The organism is Mesorhizobium sp. BR1-1-15, from assembly GCF_020165475.1.
Taxonomy (GTDB): Bacteria; Pseudomonadota; Alphaproteobacteria; order Rhizobiales; family Rhizobiaceae; genus Mesorhizobium.
The window spans coordinates 1-14,643 of sequence record NZ_JAIUIF010000005.1 but is presented as its reverse complement, the minus strand read 5'-3'; the positions used below and the strand labels follow the sequence as shown (position 1 = coordinate 14,643).

Below are 14,643 nucleotides of genomic sequence, written 5' to 3'. Positions count from 1 at the left end.
CTTGATGTCCTCACGCCGATTTGCGCTTGGGCGCGGCTTCTTTCGGCTTGCCGCGTTTGGCCGCCGGTTTGGCTTTCGCGGAGGCCTTGCCGCGACGTTCGCCCGATCCGCCATCCGACGAAAGGCTCTTCTTCAGAGCGTCGAAAAGATTGACGACATTGGACGGCTTGGGCGCCGCCTTGGCCTTCGGCGCCTTGCGGCCCGCCTTCTTGGCGCGGATCAGTTCGAGCAGCGCATCCTCGTACTTGTCCTCGAATTTGGAGGGATCGAACTTCGCCTTCTTCTTGTCGATGATGAGCTCGGCCAGATCGGTCATCTCCTGATCCGTCTTCACCGATTCGATGTCGCCGAAGACGGTGTCCGGCTGGCGCACTGTGTTGTCGTATCGCAACGTCGTCAGCACCATGCCCTTGCCGAGCGGTTCGATGACCACGGGACGTTCGCGCCGATAGAGCACGATGCGCGCCAGGCCCGCCATCTTCTTGCCGGCCATCGCGTCGCGGATGACGGCGAAAGCGTCCTGCGAGACCTTGTCGGCCGGCGCGACGTAATAGGGCGTATCGAGATAGATCTGCTCGATGGAGGATTTGTCGACGAAGCCGTCGAGGCTCATCGTGTGCGAGGACTCGATCTGGATGGCCTCGATCTCGTCCTCTTCGATGTGGATGAACTTGCCATCGTCGTCCTCGTAGCCCTTTATCTCGTCGCCATCCTCAAGCGGCTTGCCGGTTTCGGCGTCGACATAGACCCGCTTCACCGTGTTGCCGGTCTCGCGGTTGAGGATGCGAAAAGAGACCTTCTCGGCATGAGTGACGACATTGGTCAGTTCGATGGCGCAGGTGACCAGCGAAAGCTTCAGATAGCCTCTCCAGGCGGGACGCGGCGCCATGATGATTTCCTGTAGAGAAAGACCTGGCTGGAACGGACGACGACCCCAACGGTTCCAATCCGGTCGAGCCAAGGCCGGCGCGATTGCCACCGGCCCCGGCTCTTTCAGCCCCTATTCGGCGGCCTGCAGGTTGATCTTGCTTTCCGCTATTTCGGTCAGCTTGCGATCCGTCGCCTGCTCTTCCTTGAGGTTCTTGGCCAGAACGTTGGCGCAGTCGCTGCGGCCAAGCTGCTTGGCCCAGGCGATCAAGGTGCCATAGCGGGTCATCTCATAGTGCTCGACCGCTTGCGCCGAGGCGATCAGCGCCGCGTCCAGCACCTCCTTGTCGTCGACGTCGCCGCTGACGTCGTCGGCTTCCTCGAGGATGCCGTCTATGGCCGGGCAGTTGACCTCCTTGGCCTTGACGCCGTGCAGTTCGAACACCTGCTCGACGCGCTCGACATGGCCCCTGGTCTGCTCGAGATGTTTCTCGAAGCCGGCCTTCAGCTGAGGATCCGTCGCCTTGTCGATCATCTTCGGCAATGCCTTCTCGATCTGCTTTTCGGCATAATAGATGTCGCGCAGCGTGTGCACGAAGAGGTCGTCCAGGGTTTTGATGTCCTTCGAAAAGAAGCCCATGATTGCGGCCCTTCCTTTGCTCTTGCGGTTGCGGGTTAGCGTGGGGCCGCAGGTCGGCGGCCCCATGGGCCGGCCATGCCGGCTCTAGGAATCAACGTCTCGTCCCGGGCCGGGTTCCGGACTTGCGGCGGCGAGCAAGGAAATTCTCCCGCCAGGGCGAAAGCTGAAACGCAACCGCACCCAGGCGACATTCAAACGAAACATATGTGATGCAAAAGTCACACACGCCGAAATGGCGACAAAAGGCGTGGAAAGACCCCGAATCAGCCGCATTCCGGCCATGAAGCGACGGGTTTTCGACCAGAAATTAACATCGCGTTCACCGACTATTCACGCCTCGACGCTATGATTTCCGCAATTCGGAAGGGACACCCGAAAGTCGGGACAGGGACAGGTAAAATGAACTTCCTTACGCACCTCATCGGCTATGCCGCAGCCATCCGCGAATTCGTCGCGCCGACCTATCGGCCCGAGCGCTATTACATGCGCGGACCAGGCCCGGCCTGCGCTCGTCGCGGCACCTCGCTGGGCGCGCACTGACCATGACTTTCGAGAGCCGACACAACAGCCGCATCTGCAGGCCTGACGCCGAGTCGCGCGCCACCACCTATCGCGCCGAGCGCCCGGCTTTCGCCGATCGGCGGCGTGCGACATCGCCGCGGCTTTGAGACCGCCTTCGCCGGCTTAATGTCTCAGGACACGAGCCGCCGAGGCCCGCGTAAGCGACCTTCTCCAGTCCAGTCGGCCCCAGTCCAGTCGGCCCCAGTCCAGTCGGGTCCAGTCCAAGCCGTCCTTCTGAATACCCTTCGATGCAACCCAGCCGCTGACCGTCTTCGACGGCGTCGGCTCCAGCCGGGATGATCGTGCGCTACCGGGGCCGGCTCGTGCCGTCCGGAGCACACGGCTCCAGCACAATCGTGCCGCCGGCCACCTTGCCGAGTTCTCGGCAACCCTGATCTGTGCACAGTGTCCAACCATCACCGGTCGCGCCGGAGGCGGCGAGCATAAGGCTTCGCTGCGGCCCGGCCTTCGGCGCATAGGCCCACCAGCCGTCTCGCAGCACCGCGCCCTCGGGTGGTTCCATGCCGGCGCCCGAGCCCTTTATGCGCGCCTCGGTGACTTGCAGGCCGGAAGGCATCACCTTCCAGTGTTCCTCCCAGCGCGTGCGCTCCACCGAGTGCGTCCAGGACAGGGTGAAGGCGGCGGCCGCGAGCGTCACCGTCTTGCCGGCGGCAAGGATACACAGGCTCATGCTTTGGCCGTCGCCCGCCGCGCGCGCCAGAAATGCCAGCCGATCCAGGCGAAAGACAGTGCCCAGCCCGTCTCGTCGGTGAGCGGGATCGCCGCGACCAGCAGCACGCCGGCACAGAAGGCGACGAGCCGTTCCCACCACGCCATGCGCCTGGCAAGGAAGCCGACGGCGGCGGCACCCCACAGCACGATGCCCATGCACGCCTTGACGACGATGTAGGCGACCTCGACGGGGTAGCCGAACTGGGCGGCGATCGGGCCTGGATCCTGCAGCATGAGCGCCGGCGTGTAGACCGCCATGAACGGCACGACGAAACCGGCAATGGCAAGCTTGGTCGCCTGGATGCCGATCTTGAGGCCGCTTTCCCTGGCCATCGGGGCGGCCGCGAAGGCGGCCAGCGCCACCGGTGGCGTAAGATCGGCCATGATGCCGAAGTAGAAGACGAACATATGGCTGACCACCAGCGGCACGCCGAGCGACAGCAGCGCCGGGCCGGCCAGCGAGGAGGTGATGATGTAGTTGGGAATGGTCGGGATGCCCATGCCAAGCACCAGGCAGGTGAGCATGGTCAGCACCAGGGACAGGAACAGATTGTCCTGGCCGATGGAGATGATCCAGCCGATGAAGGTCGAGGCGATGCCGGTGAGCGTCAGCGTGCCGATGACGATGCCGACGATGGCGCAGGCGATGCCGACCGGCAGCGCGTTCTTGGCCCCTTCGGCGAGTGAATCCACGCAGATCCGCAGCGTTTCGCGCCCGCCCTTGAAGGCGAAGCAGGCGACGACGAGCGCGGCGATGACGAGGCCGAGTATGTTGACGCCGAAGCGCATGAACGAGGCGGCGGCGAGCCCGAGCGCCAGCCAGAAGACGACGCGGAAGGCGAGCGGTCCGATCAGGGCCGCCAGCGGCGTGCCGAGGATGAGCACGATGGTCAGCGCCAGGCCCATCGTGCCGGCGAAGATCGGTGTGTAGCCGGCAAACAGAAGGTAGATGAGGGCCGCCAGCGGCAGCACCAGCGGCCAGTGCTGGCGCACGGCATCCCAGGGATTGGGCAGTTCGGCCTTGGCCATGCCGTGCAGGCCGGCCTTGCCGGCTTCCAGATGCACCTGCCAGAAACAGGCGCCGAAATAGAGCAGCGCCGGGATGATCGCCGCCTTGACCACTTCGGCATAGGGGATGTTCAGCGTCTCGGCCATGATGAAGGCGACCGCGCCCATCACCGGCGGCATGATCTGGCCGCCCATCGAGGAGGTCGCCTCGACGGCACCGGCGAAAGCCGAGCGGAAGCCGAAGCGCTTCATCAACGGGATGGTGAACTGGCCGCTGGCCACGACATTGGCAACGCCGGAGCCGGAGATGGTGCCCATCAGCGCCGAGGACAAAACGCAGACCTGCGCCGGGCCGCCGCGCCACGAGCCGACCAGGCCGAGCGCGAAATCGTTGAACAGCGCGATCATGCCGGCGCGTTCGAGGAAGGCGGCGAAGACCACGAAGATGAAAATATAGGCGGCCGAGACATAGACCGGCGTGCCGTATATGCCTTCGGTGCCATAGGCGAAAGTGTCGACGAGCTGGGCGAAATCGTAGCCGCGATGGATGAAGGGCGGCGGCAGATGGTTGCCGACGAAACAATAGGCGAGAAAGATGAAAGCGATGATCGCCAGCGGCAGTCCCATCAGCCGCCGGGCCGCCTCGAAGACCAGCACCACCAGCACCGCGCCGACGACAAGATCCGGCGTGGTGAGGAAACCGGAGCGGCGGATGAGGTCGGTGTAGAACACCCAATTGTAGAGACCGGTGCCGAAGCCGAGCACGCCGAACGCCCAGAACACGGCCTTGGCCGGCAGGCTTCGGGCGCGCAGGTTGGCGATCAGGCCAAAGCCGAGCAGCAGCAGGAAACCGACATGCATGGCCCGCACCACCTGGCTCGGGATGCTGCCATAGGCGGCGACGTAGATCTGGAACACGGAAAAGGCGACGGCGATGAGGAAGGCAGCCTTGCCGGCGATGCCGTCGCCAAAGCCCGGCGGCAAGCCTTCGACCTGCTCTTCGGCGACGGGGAGATGGAAGGTGGAGGATTTGCCGTCGGCTGTCGTTCCATGCGTTGTTTCGCTCATCCGATGCACTCCAAAATGAGCGAATGACAGTGCGAAGACATCTCAGAAAGTCCTCGCCCTATTTCAACAACCCCTTCTCCTTGTAGTACCGCTCAGCGCCCGGATGCAGCGGCACCGGCATGCCGTCGAGCGCCTTGGCAGGATCGATCGCCTTGGCGGCGGCGTGGGCGGCGGCTAGCTGGTCGAGATGCTCGAACATCAGCTTGGTCATCTGGTAGGCCGTCTCGTCGGAAACGTCGGCGCGGGTGATGAGGAAATTGCCGACGGCCGCGGTCGCGACGTCCTCGGCCTGGCCCTCATAGGTGCCCTTGGGGATAACCACCGACAGATAGGGGGCGCCGATCTTGGCGACATCCTCGGCCGGCACGGCGACGACGTTGATCGGCACCGAGGTGGCGAGATCGCGGATCGAGGCGACCCCGAGGCCGGCCGACTGCAGCGTGGCATCGAGCTGGCGGTTCTTGATCAGCTCGACCGATTCGGCGAAGGGCAGGTATTCGACCCGGCCGAGATCCTCGTATTTCAGCCCGGCGGCGGCAAAGATGGCACGCGCATTGAGCTCGGTACCGGAGGCCGGCGCGCCGACCGACAGGCTCTTGCCCTTGAGGTCGGCCAGCGTCTTGATGCCGGATTCCTGGCTGGCGACGATCTGGATGTAGTTGGGATAGATGGCGGCGATGCCGCGCAATTTGTCGAGCTTGCCGGGGAAGCCGGCCTCGGCATTGCCTTCGGCGGCCATCTTGACGGAATCGCCGAGCGCGAAGGCGATCTCGCCCTTGCCCTGCTGCAGCAGATTGAGGTTCTCGACCGAAGCCTTGGTGGCCTGCACCTGGGTGCGGGCGCCTGCGATGCCCTTGCTGTAGATTTCCGACAGCGCCACGCCGAGCGGGTAGTAGACGCCCGACGTGCCGCCGGTCAGCACGTTGATGAATTCCTGTGCCCTGGCCGAGGCAATGCCAAGCCCAAGCGATAGCGCCATTGCGCCGGCTGCAACGAACTTCGTTCTGAAATGGAACATCCGGTTTCCTCCCTGAAATATTGGCTGCCGCACCACCTCCTCGATGCGAACCGGCCGAGTTTAGACGGCGGGCCGCAAATGCCAACCCGCAATTGCATTCATTAGACGAACGGTTGAATGGATGCGGAAACAGCTCCCGGCTTGCGCGGGACGCGACCGTGGCCGAAAGATTTTTTCCGGCACCTGTCGAAATCGGCCCTTGTCGCGCGACATATGTCCGGCTCGCAAGGACGCGGCCTATGAAACCACGGGAGAAGACCCATGCGATACATGCTTTTGATCAACAACGACGAAGCCGCACTGGCGAACACGCCGATCGAGAAGGCCCAACAGATGAGCGCGGCCTATGGCGCCTATACCGAAGCGTTGAAGAAATCCGGCGCGTGGCTGGCCGGAGAAAGGCTGCGCCCGACTCAGGCAACCACCTCGGTGCGGATCACCGACGGCAAGACCAACGTGATCGACGGCCCCTATGCAGACACCAAGGAGCAGCTTGCCGGCTTCTACATGATCGAAGCGGCCGACATCGATACCGCCATCGAATGGGCGGCGCGCTGCCCGGCGGCCAGCACAGGCACGGTCGAGTTGCGGCCGATTTGGGAAATGGCCGAATACATGCCCAAGAAATGACGATGTGATGGACAGCAGCTCGCAGATTGCCCGGGCAGCCGCCGAGGCCGCCGCCCGGCAAAGCTACGGCAAGCTGGTCGCCTGGCTCGCGGCGCCCACGCGCGACGTGGCCGCCGCCGAGGACGCGCTGGCCGACGCCTTTGCCGCGGCGCTCGAACGCTGGCCACGAACCGGCGTGCCCGAAAAGCCGGAGGCCTGGCTGCTTGCCGTGGCAAGGCGGCGGCGTGTCGACGCGGTGCGGCGGCGGCTCACCAGCGAAGCCGGCCGCGACCATCTCAAGCTGATTGCCGAGGAGGCGGAGGCGTGCATGACCGACCAGGACCTGCCCGACGAGCGGCTGCGGCTGATGTTCGCCTGCGCGCATCCGGCGATCGAACCTGGCGTGCGCGCGCCATTGATCCTGCAGGCCGTGCTTGGCTTCGACGCCGCGACGATCGCCTCCGCCTTCCTGGTCCCGCCGGCGACAATGGGCCAGCGCCTGGTGCGGGCCAAGGCCCGCATCCGTGAAGCCGGCATTCCGTTCCGCGTACCGGAGCGAGCCGAACTCGGCGAGCGCCTGGATACCGTGCTGGAGGCCATATACGCGACCTTCGCCGAGGGCTGGTCCGACCCGGCGGGCAGCGAGACGCGGCGCCGGAACCTGGCCACCGAAGGGATCTGGCTCGGCAGGCTGGTGGCCTCGCTGCTGCCGGACGAACCGGAGGCGCTGGGCCTGCTTGCGCTGATGCTGTTCGCCGAAGCGCGCCGCACCGCGCGCCGCAATGGGTCCGGAGATTATGTGCCGCTCGCCGAGCAGGATCATGCGCTTTGGGATCATGCCCTGATCGACGAGGCGGAAACCCTGCTCGGCCGCGCCGCCTCCATGGGCGCCATCGGCCGCTACCAGCTCGAAGCGGCCGTGCAGTCCGTTCACGCGGCGCGGCGGCTGAGCGGCGAGACCGACTGGGTGGCGATCCGCGAATTCTACGACGCGTTGCTTTCGATCGCACGATCGCCCGTGGTGGCGATCAACCGCGCGGTGGCGATCGCCGAAGCCGAGGGCGCCGTGGCGGGGCTGGCGGCGCTGTACGTGCTTGGCGACGACAAGCGGCTCAATGATTACCAGCCCTATTGGGCCGCCCGCGCCGGCCTTCTGGCCAGGTTCGGCCAGGTGCCGCAGGCGGTCGAGGCCTATGACCGCGCGATCGGCCTCGAAAGCGATCCGGCGGTACGCCGCTTCCTGCAGGTAAAACGCGCGACGCTCAGGCATTGAAATGCCCGACGGCGGTGCTTTGCCGGCGACCCGTTCAGCCCGGCCACATTTCGTGCGAGGCGTTGAGCGTCTTCATCAGCGGGTGCTCGCGAAGCCTGGCCCACAGGCGTTCGATGTCGGGCCAGGCGGTGCGTGCCTTGCCGCTGTCGGGATGCCAGGCCACCAGCATGGCCAGATAGATATCGGCCACCGACATCGCCTCGCCTGCCAGCCAGTCGCGGCCGCGCAAGGCGGCGTCGATGACGGCAAAGCCGCGGTCCATCTCGGCCACGGCCGCCTGCTTGACGGCCTTGGCGCCGTCGGCGTCGGCCGTGTAGCGCGGCGCGTAGTAGAAACGCAGCACCGCCGGATAGAGGGCGGACGACATGAACGCCATCCAGCGCAGGAAGTCGGCGCGGGCCGGTTCATCGGCCGCCGGCGCCAGTCCGGCCCGCGGATGGCGTTCGGCGAGCAGGATGCAGATGGCCGCCGATTCGGTCAGCGAGCGGCCGTCCGGCAAGGTCAGCACCGGCACCTGGTTCAGCGGGCTAATGTGGAGGAAAGCGGGATCGGGCCGGTCGGATTTCGGTACGTCGATCTGCTCGAACGGCGCCTTGGCCAGCGCCAGGGCCGCCTCGACAACGAAGCCGCCGCTGCCGGGACGGGTGTAGAGCTTGTACATGAGGTCCTCCGCCGGCCCTGCGGGGGCCGGGGGCGATATGAACCGGAAGCAGGGCGCTGCTCAAGCCCGTGGCAGCCGCCACCGCGGGTTTTTTCAGCGGGCCAGGCTAAGCGCCTTTTGTGTTAAGCGCCCGGCAGGGCAGAAGAGAGCGTGTCGAACTCGACAGGCGACGCGCCGTATCGCTTCGCCCAACGAAGACCCTACGCCCCCAAGCCCTCGAACAGGATGGTCGACAAGTAGCGTTCGGCGAAGGACGGGATGATCACCACCAGGTTCTTGCCCTTGTTCTCCGGCCGCGAGCCGACGACGATCGCCGCCTGCAAAGCGGCGCCCGAGGAGATGCCGACCGGCACGCCTTCCAGCCGGGCGACGAGGCGGGCATTGGCGACCGAATCCTCGTTCGAGACCGTGACGATTTCGTCATAGATGGTGGTGTCGAGGATTTTTGGCGCGAAGCCGGCGCCGATGCCCTGGATCTTGTGCGGACCGGGCTGGCCGCCCGACAGCACCGGCGAGGTTTCCGGTTCGACCGCGACGACATGCAGCGAAGGCTTGCGCTTCTTCAGCACCTGGCCGACGCCGGTGATGGTGCCGCCGGTGCCGATGCCGGAGACGATGATGTCGACCTCGCCATGGGTGTCGTTCCAGATCTCCTCGGCAGTCGTCGTGCGATGGATCTCGGGATTGGCCGGGTTCTCGAACTGCTGCGGGATGATGGCGTTGGGGATGGTGGCCGCCAGTTCGTCGGCCTTGGCGATGGCGCCCTTCATGCCTTTCGGCCCTTCGGTCAGCACCAGTTCGGCGCCGAGCAGCGCCAGCATCTTGCGGCGCTCGACCGACATGGTTTCGGGCATGGTGAGGATCAGCTTGTAGCCCTTGGCGGCGGCGGCGAAGGCAAGCGCGATGCCGGTATTGCCCGAAGTCGGCTCGATCAGCGTCGTCTTGCCGGGAGCGATCTTGCCCGATGCCTCGAGCGCCTCGATCATCGCCACGCCAATACGGTCCTTGACCGAGGCGATCGGGTTGAAGAATTCGAGCTTGGCAAGGAGATGGGCAACGATGCCCTTCTCCTTGGCGAATTTGTCGAGCCGCACCAGTGGCGTGTCGCCGATCGTATCGGTGATGGAATTGTAGATGCGGCCACGGCCGGGAACACGAGCGGAGGCGGCGGACTTGTTCATTGGTTTGGCTCCCAGAATGTCAGGCGGATGAACTGATCTCAGACGGATGGCCGCCAAGATAGGCCTTCCACGGACGCAAGATAGACCGTCGCCCGAAAATATCCGAGTGGGGCCCGTGTCTAAAACGCCTCGGCCTCGGAAAAGCGTTCCCGCAAAAGCCGGCCCGGCGGAATGCCTTGGCAAAAATGGCCCTATTGGCGGGCGGCGATCGCCGCCGCCGCGCCGACCATGAAACCGGCCGCGGTGCGGTTCAGCGCCTTCAGGGCGCGCGGCGAGCGCAGGAACCAGCGCGCCTTGGCCGCCAGCGCCAGATAAGGCACCAGCACCACGAACAGGACGAGGACGGTGAGTGCGGCGAGGACGCCGTAATCGGCCAGCGTGATGGTCTTGAGGTCGACGATGGTCGGCGTGATGGCGAGATAGAAGATCATCGTCTTCGGATTGCCGAGCGTCACCGTCAGGCCGGCGAGGAAGCTCGACGCCAGCCCGCCCTTGCCTTTCCTGGCCTCGACCGTCTCGGGCGTGATGCCGGCGGTCCAGAAGCGCCAGCCGAGGAAGGCGAGATAGGCGACGCCGGCCCATTTGACGGCGAGGAACACCAGGCCGAAGGTCTGCGCGACAAAGGCAAGCCCAAGCACCACGGCGGTGAGATAAAGAAGGTCGCCGAGCATCAGGCCGAAGGACATGGCCAGCGACGAGCGGAAGCCGGAGCCGAGCGCGCGCGCCACAAGCGCGGTGACGCCGGGGCCGGGAATGGCCGCGGCCAAGCCGAGGGCGGCGCTGTAGGCGAGGAAGCCGGTGAGGGTCATGGATTGAGCCTTGCGTCCGCGAAACTGCTGGGACGGCGCCTTGTCGCACAGAGTTTCGCGGGCGGGAATTGCCTGGAGCCGGATTTGGTTGCACCAGGCATGCCCCGTGCTCGAGGCCTCCCAGCGGATCAGGACCGGCCGTCGCCGTAGGTCACGCGCCAGATGGTGCCGTTGCCGTCCTCGGTGACGATCAGCGCGCCGTCGCTCGCCACCGCCACGCCGACCGGCCGGCCCCAGACCTCGCCGCCGGAGGTGACGAAGCCGGTCATGAAATCCTCATATTCGCCGGTCGGCTTGCCGTCCTTGAACTTGAGCCGCACCACCTTGTAGCCAGTCCTGTTGCCGCGATTCCACGAACCGTGCAGGGCGACGAAGGCGTCGCCCCTGTATTCGGCCGGAAAACCGGATCCTGCGCGGACATTCCTGCCGTCGTAGAAGGCGATGTTGAGCGGCGCCGAATGCGCCTGCATCAGAATGTCGGGGACGGTGACCTTGCCGGCAAGGTCGGGACGCGCGCCCTTGTGGCGCGGATCCTCATTGTCGCCGATATAGTACCAGGGCCAGCCGTAGAAGGCGCCTTCCTTCACTTCGGTCGCATATTCGAACGGCACGTTGTCGCCGAGCGCGTCGCGCTCGTTGACCACGCACCACAGCGCGCCCGCCGCCGGCTGGATGGCCATGCCCGAACAGTTGCGCAGGCCGGTGGCGACGATGCGCCCATTCCTACCGTCCGGGTCGAAAGCCCTGACGTCGGCGCGGCCTTCCTCCGCGCCCCAGGTGGCGCCGAGCGGCTTCGACCTGGCCCAGGCGTCGAGCCCGCCCCGCGGTTTCCTTGCCATGTCCTGGGCGGCGTTCGAGCCGGAGCCGACCGAGAGATACAGCGTCTTGCCGTCCGGCGAGAAGGCGATGTCGCGGGTCCAGTGATGAGTGGCCGGAATATCGCGGACGATGGTTTCCGGCTCGCCGGAGGCCTCCAGGTCGCCATCGCGGTAGGGAAAGCGCACGATGCTGTCGCTGTTGGCGACATAGACCCATTGCGGGTTGTCCCCTGGCGGGTAGAAGGCGATGCCGTAGGGCTGGTTGAGATTGCGGGCGAAGATGCCGTCCCTGACAGGTTTCGCGCTGCCCTCGCCGAGACGGTAGACGCGGATCTGGTTGGCCTCGCTGTCGGCGACGAACAGGTCGCCATTGGGCGCGACGCGCACGACGCGCGGATTGTCGATGCCCGAAGCGATCAGTTCCGCCGAAAAGCCCGCCGGCAGCCGCGGCTCGGCGCCTTGCGGCCTTTGCACCGGACCGGCGCCGTTCGAGGCGGATCTGGTGACATAGGGCCTGGGCTGGTCTTGCGGGCTGATCAACCGGCGCACGCCCGGCGCATCGGCCCGCCAGTCACCGAATGCGGCCGCGCCCTTCAGCACCGGCTCTTCCTGCTGGGCCAATGCCGTCGCGGCGAAGAGCAAGGCAGCAGCGATTACCACGGCGCCGGCAAGTCGGATCATCCCAGTCTCCAGCTTCTCGCTTCTTCATGCATGTCGTTGTCCCAAGACCGAAGTCACATGCATCAAGGGAACGGGCGGGCTCGGCAGTCGTTCCGGACGACACGGGGAGTTGAAGGAATTCGGGTCAGCTATCCGCGTCGAGATCGAGATCGGCGTCGAGGTTCTTTTCCAGTTCGACGAGATCGGCCGGCAGCGGCATGCCCATGGCGCGGATTTCGCGCAGCTTCTCGCGCAATTGCTCCTGCACTTCGCGCACATCCTCAGGCTGGTTGACCATCTCCTCCAGCAGCAGGCTGATCTGGGCCTTGAACGATTCCAGCGCCATCTTTTCTCTCCTCGGCCGTCTGGATCGATCCCAGCTCTCAGCGCAGCATGCGCGATATCAGCTGCGCCGTATAGTCGACCATCGGGACAATGCGGGCATAGTTGAGCCGGGTCGGGCCGATGACTCCGAGCGCGCCGACGACGCGGGCGTCCTTGTCGCGGTAAGGCGCCACGACCAGCGACGAGCCGGAGAGCGAGAAAAGCTTATTTTCCGAGCCGATGAAGATGCGCACGCCCGGTCCCGCCTCGGCGAGGTCGAGCAGCTGGATCAGCCCGTCCTGCGTCTCCATGTCCTCGAACAGGTGGCGCAGGAGTTCGATGTCGGCCTGGGCGGTGACGTTTTCGAGCAGATTGGCGCGGCCGCGCACGATCAGGCGCGCCGGCAGGCCGCTTTCCGCGCCGGCCCACACCGCCAGCCCTTTCTCCACCAGGTCCTGCGACAGCGTGTCGAGCGCTGCCCTTGTCTCTTCCTTGATACGCTCGACCTCCGCCCGCGCCTCGGCCAGCGTACGGCCGCGAATATGGGCGTTGAGAAAATTCGAGGCCTCGTGCAATTGCGAGACGGTGATGCCGGCCGGCAGATCGATGACCCGGTTCTCGACGTCGCCGTTCTGCGACACCATCACGGTCAGCGCCTTGGTGGGCTCGAGCTGGATGAACTCGATGTGCTTGAGCGCCACCTCGTTCTTGGCGGCCAGCACCAGGCCGGCGCCGCGCGACATGCCCGACAGCATCTGGCTGGCCTCGGTCAGCATGTGTTCCAGCGTGGCGCCCGAGCCGGAGGCGCGCACCTGCGCCTCGATGCTGCGCCGCTCCTCGTCGGAGAGGTCGCCCAATTCCATGAAGGCGTCGACGAAGAAGCGCAGGCCGGCCTGCGTCGGCAGGCGGCCGGCCGAGATGTGCGGCGCGTAGATCAGGCCGAGATGTTCGAGGTCGCTCATCACGTTGCGGATGGTGGCGGGCGACAGCGAGGACGGCAGGATGCGCGACAGGCTGCGCGATCCCACGGGCTCGCCGTCCCTCAGATAGGAATCGACGATACGCCGGAAGATGTCGCGCGAACGCATGTCGAGCGCCTGAAGTGCCGGCGCGTGAAGAGCGAGCGACTGCGAAGCGGGATCGACTGCCTTGGTCATTTCGGCCATAACCTCCGGTTCAAGGATATAGACTTCGCGGCGCTGCGCGCAACCCGGTGTCGCACTTGCGATCACCCGGTGTCGCGTTGCGCGATCAGCCGGTGTCGCACTTGCGATCACCCGGTGTCGCCGTTTGCGATCACCCGGTGTCGCGTTGCGCGATCGCCCCGGTGCCGCCGCGTTTGCGGCCGCCGGTCCATTTTCCTTTACGCCGTGCCCCGCATGCGTCTAAAAGCCGGCCAAGATTCAAAAAAGCTGACAAGAAAGCAGGCCGAATGCGCCCCTCCAAACGCCAGTTCGACGAAATGCGCGCCATCTCCTTCGAGCGCGGCGTCTCCAAACATGCCGAAGGCTCGTGCCTGGTGAAGTTCGGCGACACGCATGTCTTGTGCACGGCAAGCCTGGAAGAAAAGGTGCCGGGCTGGATGCGCAATTCCGGGAAGGGCTGGGTGACGGCCGAATACGGCATGCTGCCGCGCTCGACAGGCGAGCGCATGCGCCGCGAGGCCTCCGCCGGCAAGCAGGGCGGGCGCACGCTGGAGATCCAGCGGCTGATCGGCCGCTCGCTGCGCGCCGTGGTCGACCTGCAGGCGCTGGGCGAGCAGCAGATCACCGTCGACTGCGACGTCATCCAGGCCGATGGCGGCACCCGCACCGCCTCCATCACCGGCGGCTGGGTGGCGCTCTACGATTGCCTGCGCTGGATGGAAGCGCGGCAGATGGTGAGCCTCGCCAAGGTGCTGAAGGACCATGTCGCGGCGATTTCCTGCGGCATCCATGACGGCCAGCCGGTCATCGACCTCGACTATCTCGAGGATTCCTCCGCCGGCACCGACGCCAATTTCGTCATGACCGGCAAGGGCGGCATCGTCGAGATCCAGGGCACGGCCGAGGGCGAGCCCTTTTCGGAAGGGCAGTTCGCCGAGCTGATGGGCCTGGCCAAGAAAGGTATACAGCGACTGGTGAGTTTGCAGCAGATGGCGGTGGTTTAGGCTTTCAATGTCGAGCCCAGGCGCCCCCCTCTGGCCTGCCGGCCATCTCCCCCTCAAGGGGGGAGATCGGTTGTCACCTCTGCCTTCGCCAATCTCCGGCATTGCAGGACGAGCGCTTTCGGCAACGCCGCCAATCTCCCCCCTTGCGGGGGAGATGGCCGGCAGGCCAGAGGGGGGTGCCTCGTGATCCCCTCTGCAATTCTTGAATCCGCTCTTTACGTCACCGACCTCGCCGCTGCCGAAGCCTTCTACACCGACATCCTCG

Annotated in this window: 15 protein-coding genes; 4 read left to right on the top strand and 11 right to left on the bottom strand. The window is 65.6% G+C overall.

The window, feature by feature from the left end:
* Positions 1 to 10: 10 nt before the first annotated feature.
* Together LB541_RS10785 and LB541_RS10780 are read right to left on the bottom strand one after the other, a co-directional pair.
* A complete protein-coding gene (locus LB541_RS10785) occupies positions 11 to 889 on the bottom strand; it encodes a Ku protein (protein WP_224618356.1) in 879 nt (292 codons plus the stop codon).
* Between the two features lie 111 nt (positions 890 to 1,000).
* Entirely contained in the window at positions 1,001 to 1,507 is a 507-nt protein-coding gene (locus tag LB541_RS10780) for a ferritin-like domain-containing protein (RefSeq protein ID WP_140491790.1), read from the bottom strand.
* Positions 1,508 to 1,906: 399 nt separating this feature from the next.
* Between LB541_RS10780 and LB541_RS10775 the strand changes: the two genes are divergently transcribed.
* Positions 1,907 to 2,047, top strand: a complete 141-nt coding sequence (locus LB541_RS10775) for a hypothetical protein (RefSeq protein WP_013892047.1) — start codon at positions 1,907 to 1,909, stop codon at positions 2,045 to 2,047.
* Positions 2,048 to 2,375: 328 nt separating this feature from the next.
* Here LB541_RS10775 and LB541_RS10770 read toward each other — a convergent pair whose 3' ends face one another.
* Genes LB541_RS10770 through LB541_RS10760 form a run of 3 tightly spaced genes read right to left on the bottom strand, consistent with a single transcriptional unit; the run spans position 2,376 to position 5,894 of the window.
* Positions 2,376 to 2,759, bottom strand: a complete 384-nt coding sequence (locus LB541_RS10770) for a DUF1850 domain-containing protein (protein ID WP_140491792.1) — start codon at positions 2,757 to 2,759, stop codon at positions 2,376 to 2,378.
* Positions 2,756 to 4,876 (bottom strand): TRAP transporter permease, encoded by a 2,121-nt coding sequence (locus LB541_RS10765; protein ID WP_140491794.1) that lies wholly within the window; start codon positions 4,874 to 4,876, stop codon positions 2,756 to 2,758. The genes LB541_RS10770 and LB541_RS10765 overlap by 4 nt, the downstream gene beginning before the upstream one ends.
* A 58-nt stretch (positions 4,877 to 4,934) precedes the next feature.
* Positions 4,935 to 5,894, bottom strand: coding sequence for a TAXI family TRAP transporter solute-binding subunit (locus LB541_RS10760; RefSeq protein ID WP_140781622.1), 960 nt, complete (start codon positions 5,892 to 5,894; stop codon positions 4,935 to 4,937).
* A 261-nt stretch (positions 5,895 to 6,155) separates the two neighbouring features.
* Here LB541_RS10760 and LB541_RS10755 point away from each other — a divergent pair, with 261 nt between their 5' ends.
* Together LB541_RS10755 and LB541_RS10750 are read left to right on the top strand one after the other, a co-directional pair.
* Positions 6,156 to 6,524 (top strand): YciI family protein, encoded by a 369-nt coding sequence (locus LB541_RS10755; protein ID WP_140491798.1) that lies wholly within the window; start codon positions 6,156 to 6,158, stop codon positions 6,522 to 6,524.
* Positions 6,525 to 6,531: 7 nt separating this feature from the next.
* Positions 6,532 to 7,776, top strand: a complete 1,245-nt coding sequence (locus LB541_RS10750) for an RNA polymerase sigma factor (protein ID WP_140491800.1) — start codon at positions 6,532 to 6,534, stop codon at positions 7,774 to 7,776.
* Between the two features lie 34 nt (positions 7,777 to 7,810).
* Here the strand turns inward: LB541_RS10750 and LB541_RS10745 are convergent, their stop codons facing one another.
* From LB541_RS10745 to hrcA, 6 genes are all read right to left on the bottom strand, one after another.
* Positions 7,811 to 8,437 (bottom strand): glutathione S-transferase family protein, encoded by a 627-nt coding sequence (locus tag LB541_RS10745; RefSeq protein WP_140491802.1) that lies wholly within the window; start codon positions 8,435 to 8,437, stop codon positions 7,811 to 7,813.
* A 200-nt stretch (positions 8,438 to 8,637) separates the two neighbouring features.
* Positions 8,638 to 9,618 (bottom strand): cysteine synthase A, encoded by a 981-nt coding sequence (gene cysK / locus LB541_RS10740; protein ID WP_140491804.1) that lies wholly within the window; start codon positions 9,616 to 9,618, stop codon positions 8,638 to 8,640.
* A 191-nt stretch (positions 9,619 to 9,809) separates the two neighbouring features.
* Entirely contained in the window at positions 9,810 to 10,427 is a 618-nt protein-coding gene (locus tag LB541_RS10735; protein WP_140491806.1) for a LysE family translocator, read from the bottom strand.
* A 128-nt stretch (positions 10,428 to 10,555) separates the two neighbouring features.
* The gene (locus LB541_RS10730) at positions 10,556 to 11,926 is read right to left on the bottom strand and encodes a PQQ-dependent sugar dehydrogenase (RefSeq protein WP_140491808.1); all 1,371 of its coding nucleotides are present in this window, start codon (positions 11,924 to 11,926) and stop codon (positions 10,556 to 10,558) included.
* A gap of 124 nt (positions 11,927 to 12,050) precedes the next feature.
* Positions 12,051 to 12,251 (bottom strand): hypothetical protein, encoded by a 201-nt coding sequence (locus LB541_RS10725; RefSeq protein ID WP_140491810.1) that lies wholly within the window; start codon positions 12,249 to 12,251, stop codon positions 12,051 to 12,053.
* A gap of 37 nt (positions 12,252 to 12,288) precedes the next feature.
* The gene (hrcA, locus tag LB541_RS10720) at positions 12,289 to 13,386 is read right to left on the bottom strand and encodes a heat-inducible transcriptional repressor HrcA (protein WP_140514128.1); all 1,098 of its coding nucleotides are present in this window, start codon (positions 13,384 to 13,386) and stop codon (positions 12,289 to 12,291) included.
* Positions 13,387 to 13,661: 275 nt separating this feature from the next.
* On the opposite strand from hrcA, the gene rph reads away from it, so the two are divergent.
* A complete protein-coding gene (gene rph / locus LB541_RS10715; protein WP_224618354.1) occupies positions 13,662 to 14,378 on the top strand; it encodes a ribonuclease PH in 717 nt (238 codons plus the stop codon).
* Positions 14,379 to 14,643: the final 265 nt, after the last annotated feature.

Coding starts and splice junctions, on each gene's coding strand:
- LB541_RS10785 (WP_224618356.1), bottom strand. CDS start 889: ATGGCGCCGCGTCCCGCCTGGAGAGGCTATCTGAAGCTTTCGCTGGTC.
- LB541_RS10780 (WP_140491790.1), bottom strand. CDS start 1,507: ATGGGCTTCTTTTCGAAGGACATCAAAACCCTGGACGACCTCTTCGTG.
- LB541_RS10775 (WP_013892047.1), top strand. CDS start 1,907: ATGAACTTCCTTACGCACCTCATCGGCTATGCCGCAGCCATCCGCGAA.
- LB541_RS10770 (WP_140491792.1), bottom strand. CDS start 2,759: ATGAGCCTGTGTATCCTTGCCGCCGGCAAGACGGTGACGCTCGCGGCC.
- LB541_RS10765 (WP_140491794.1), bottom strand. CDS start 4,876: ATGAGCGAAACAACGCATGGAACGACAGCCGACGGCAAATCCTCCACC.
- LB541_RS10760 (WP_140781622.1), bottom strand. CDS start 5,894: ATGTTCCATTTCAGAACGAAGTTCGTTGCAGCCGGCGCAATGGCGCTA.
- LB541_RS10755 (WP_140491798.1), top strand. CDS start 6,156: ATGCGATACATGCTTTTGATCAACAACGACGAAGCCGCACTGGCGAAC.
- LB541_RS10750 (WP_140491800.1), top strand. CDS start 6,532: ATGGACAGCAGCTCGCAGATTGCCCGGGCAGCCGCCGAGGCCGCCGCC.
- LB541_RS10745 (WP_140491802.1), bottom strand. CDS start 8,437: ATGTACAAGCTCTACACCCGTCCCGGCAGCGGCGGCTTCGTTGTCGAG.
- cysK (WP_140491804.1), bottom strand. CDS start 9,618: ATGAACAAGTCCGCCGCCTCCGCTCGTGTTCCCGGCCGTGGCCGCATC.
- LB541_RS10735 (WP_140491806.1), bottom strand. CDS start 10,427: ATGACCCTCACCGGCTTCCTCGCCTACAGCGCCGCCCTCGGCTTGGCC.
- LB541_RS10730 (WP_140491808.1), bottom strand. CDS start 11,926: ATGATCCGACTTGCCGGCGCCGTGGTAATCGCTGCTGCCTTGCTCTTC.
- LB541_RS10725 (WP_140491810.1), bottom strand. CDS start 12,251: ATGGCGCTGGAATCGTTCAAGGCCCAGATCAGCCTGCTGCTGGAGGAG.
- hrcA (WP_140514128.1), bottom strand. CDS start 13,386: ATGACCAAGGCAGTCGATCCCGCTTCGCAGTCGCTCGCTCTTCACGCG.
- rph (WP_224618354.1), top strand. CDS start 13,662: ATGCGCCCCTCCAAACGCCAGTTCGACGAAATGCGCGCCATCTCCTTC.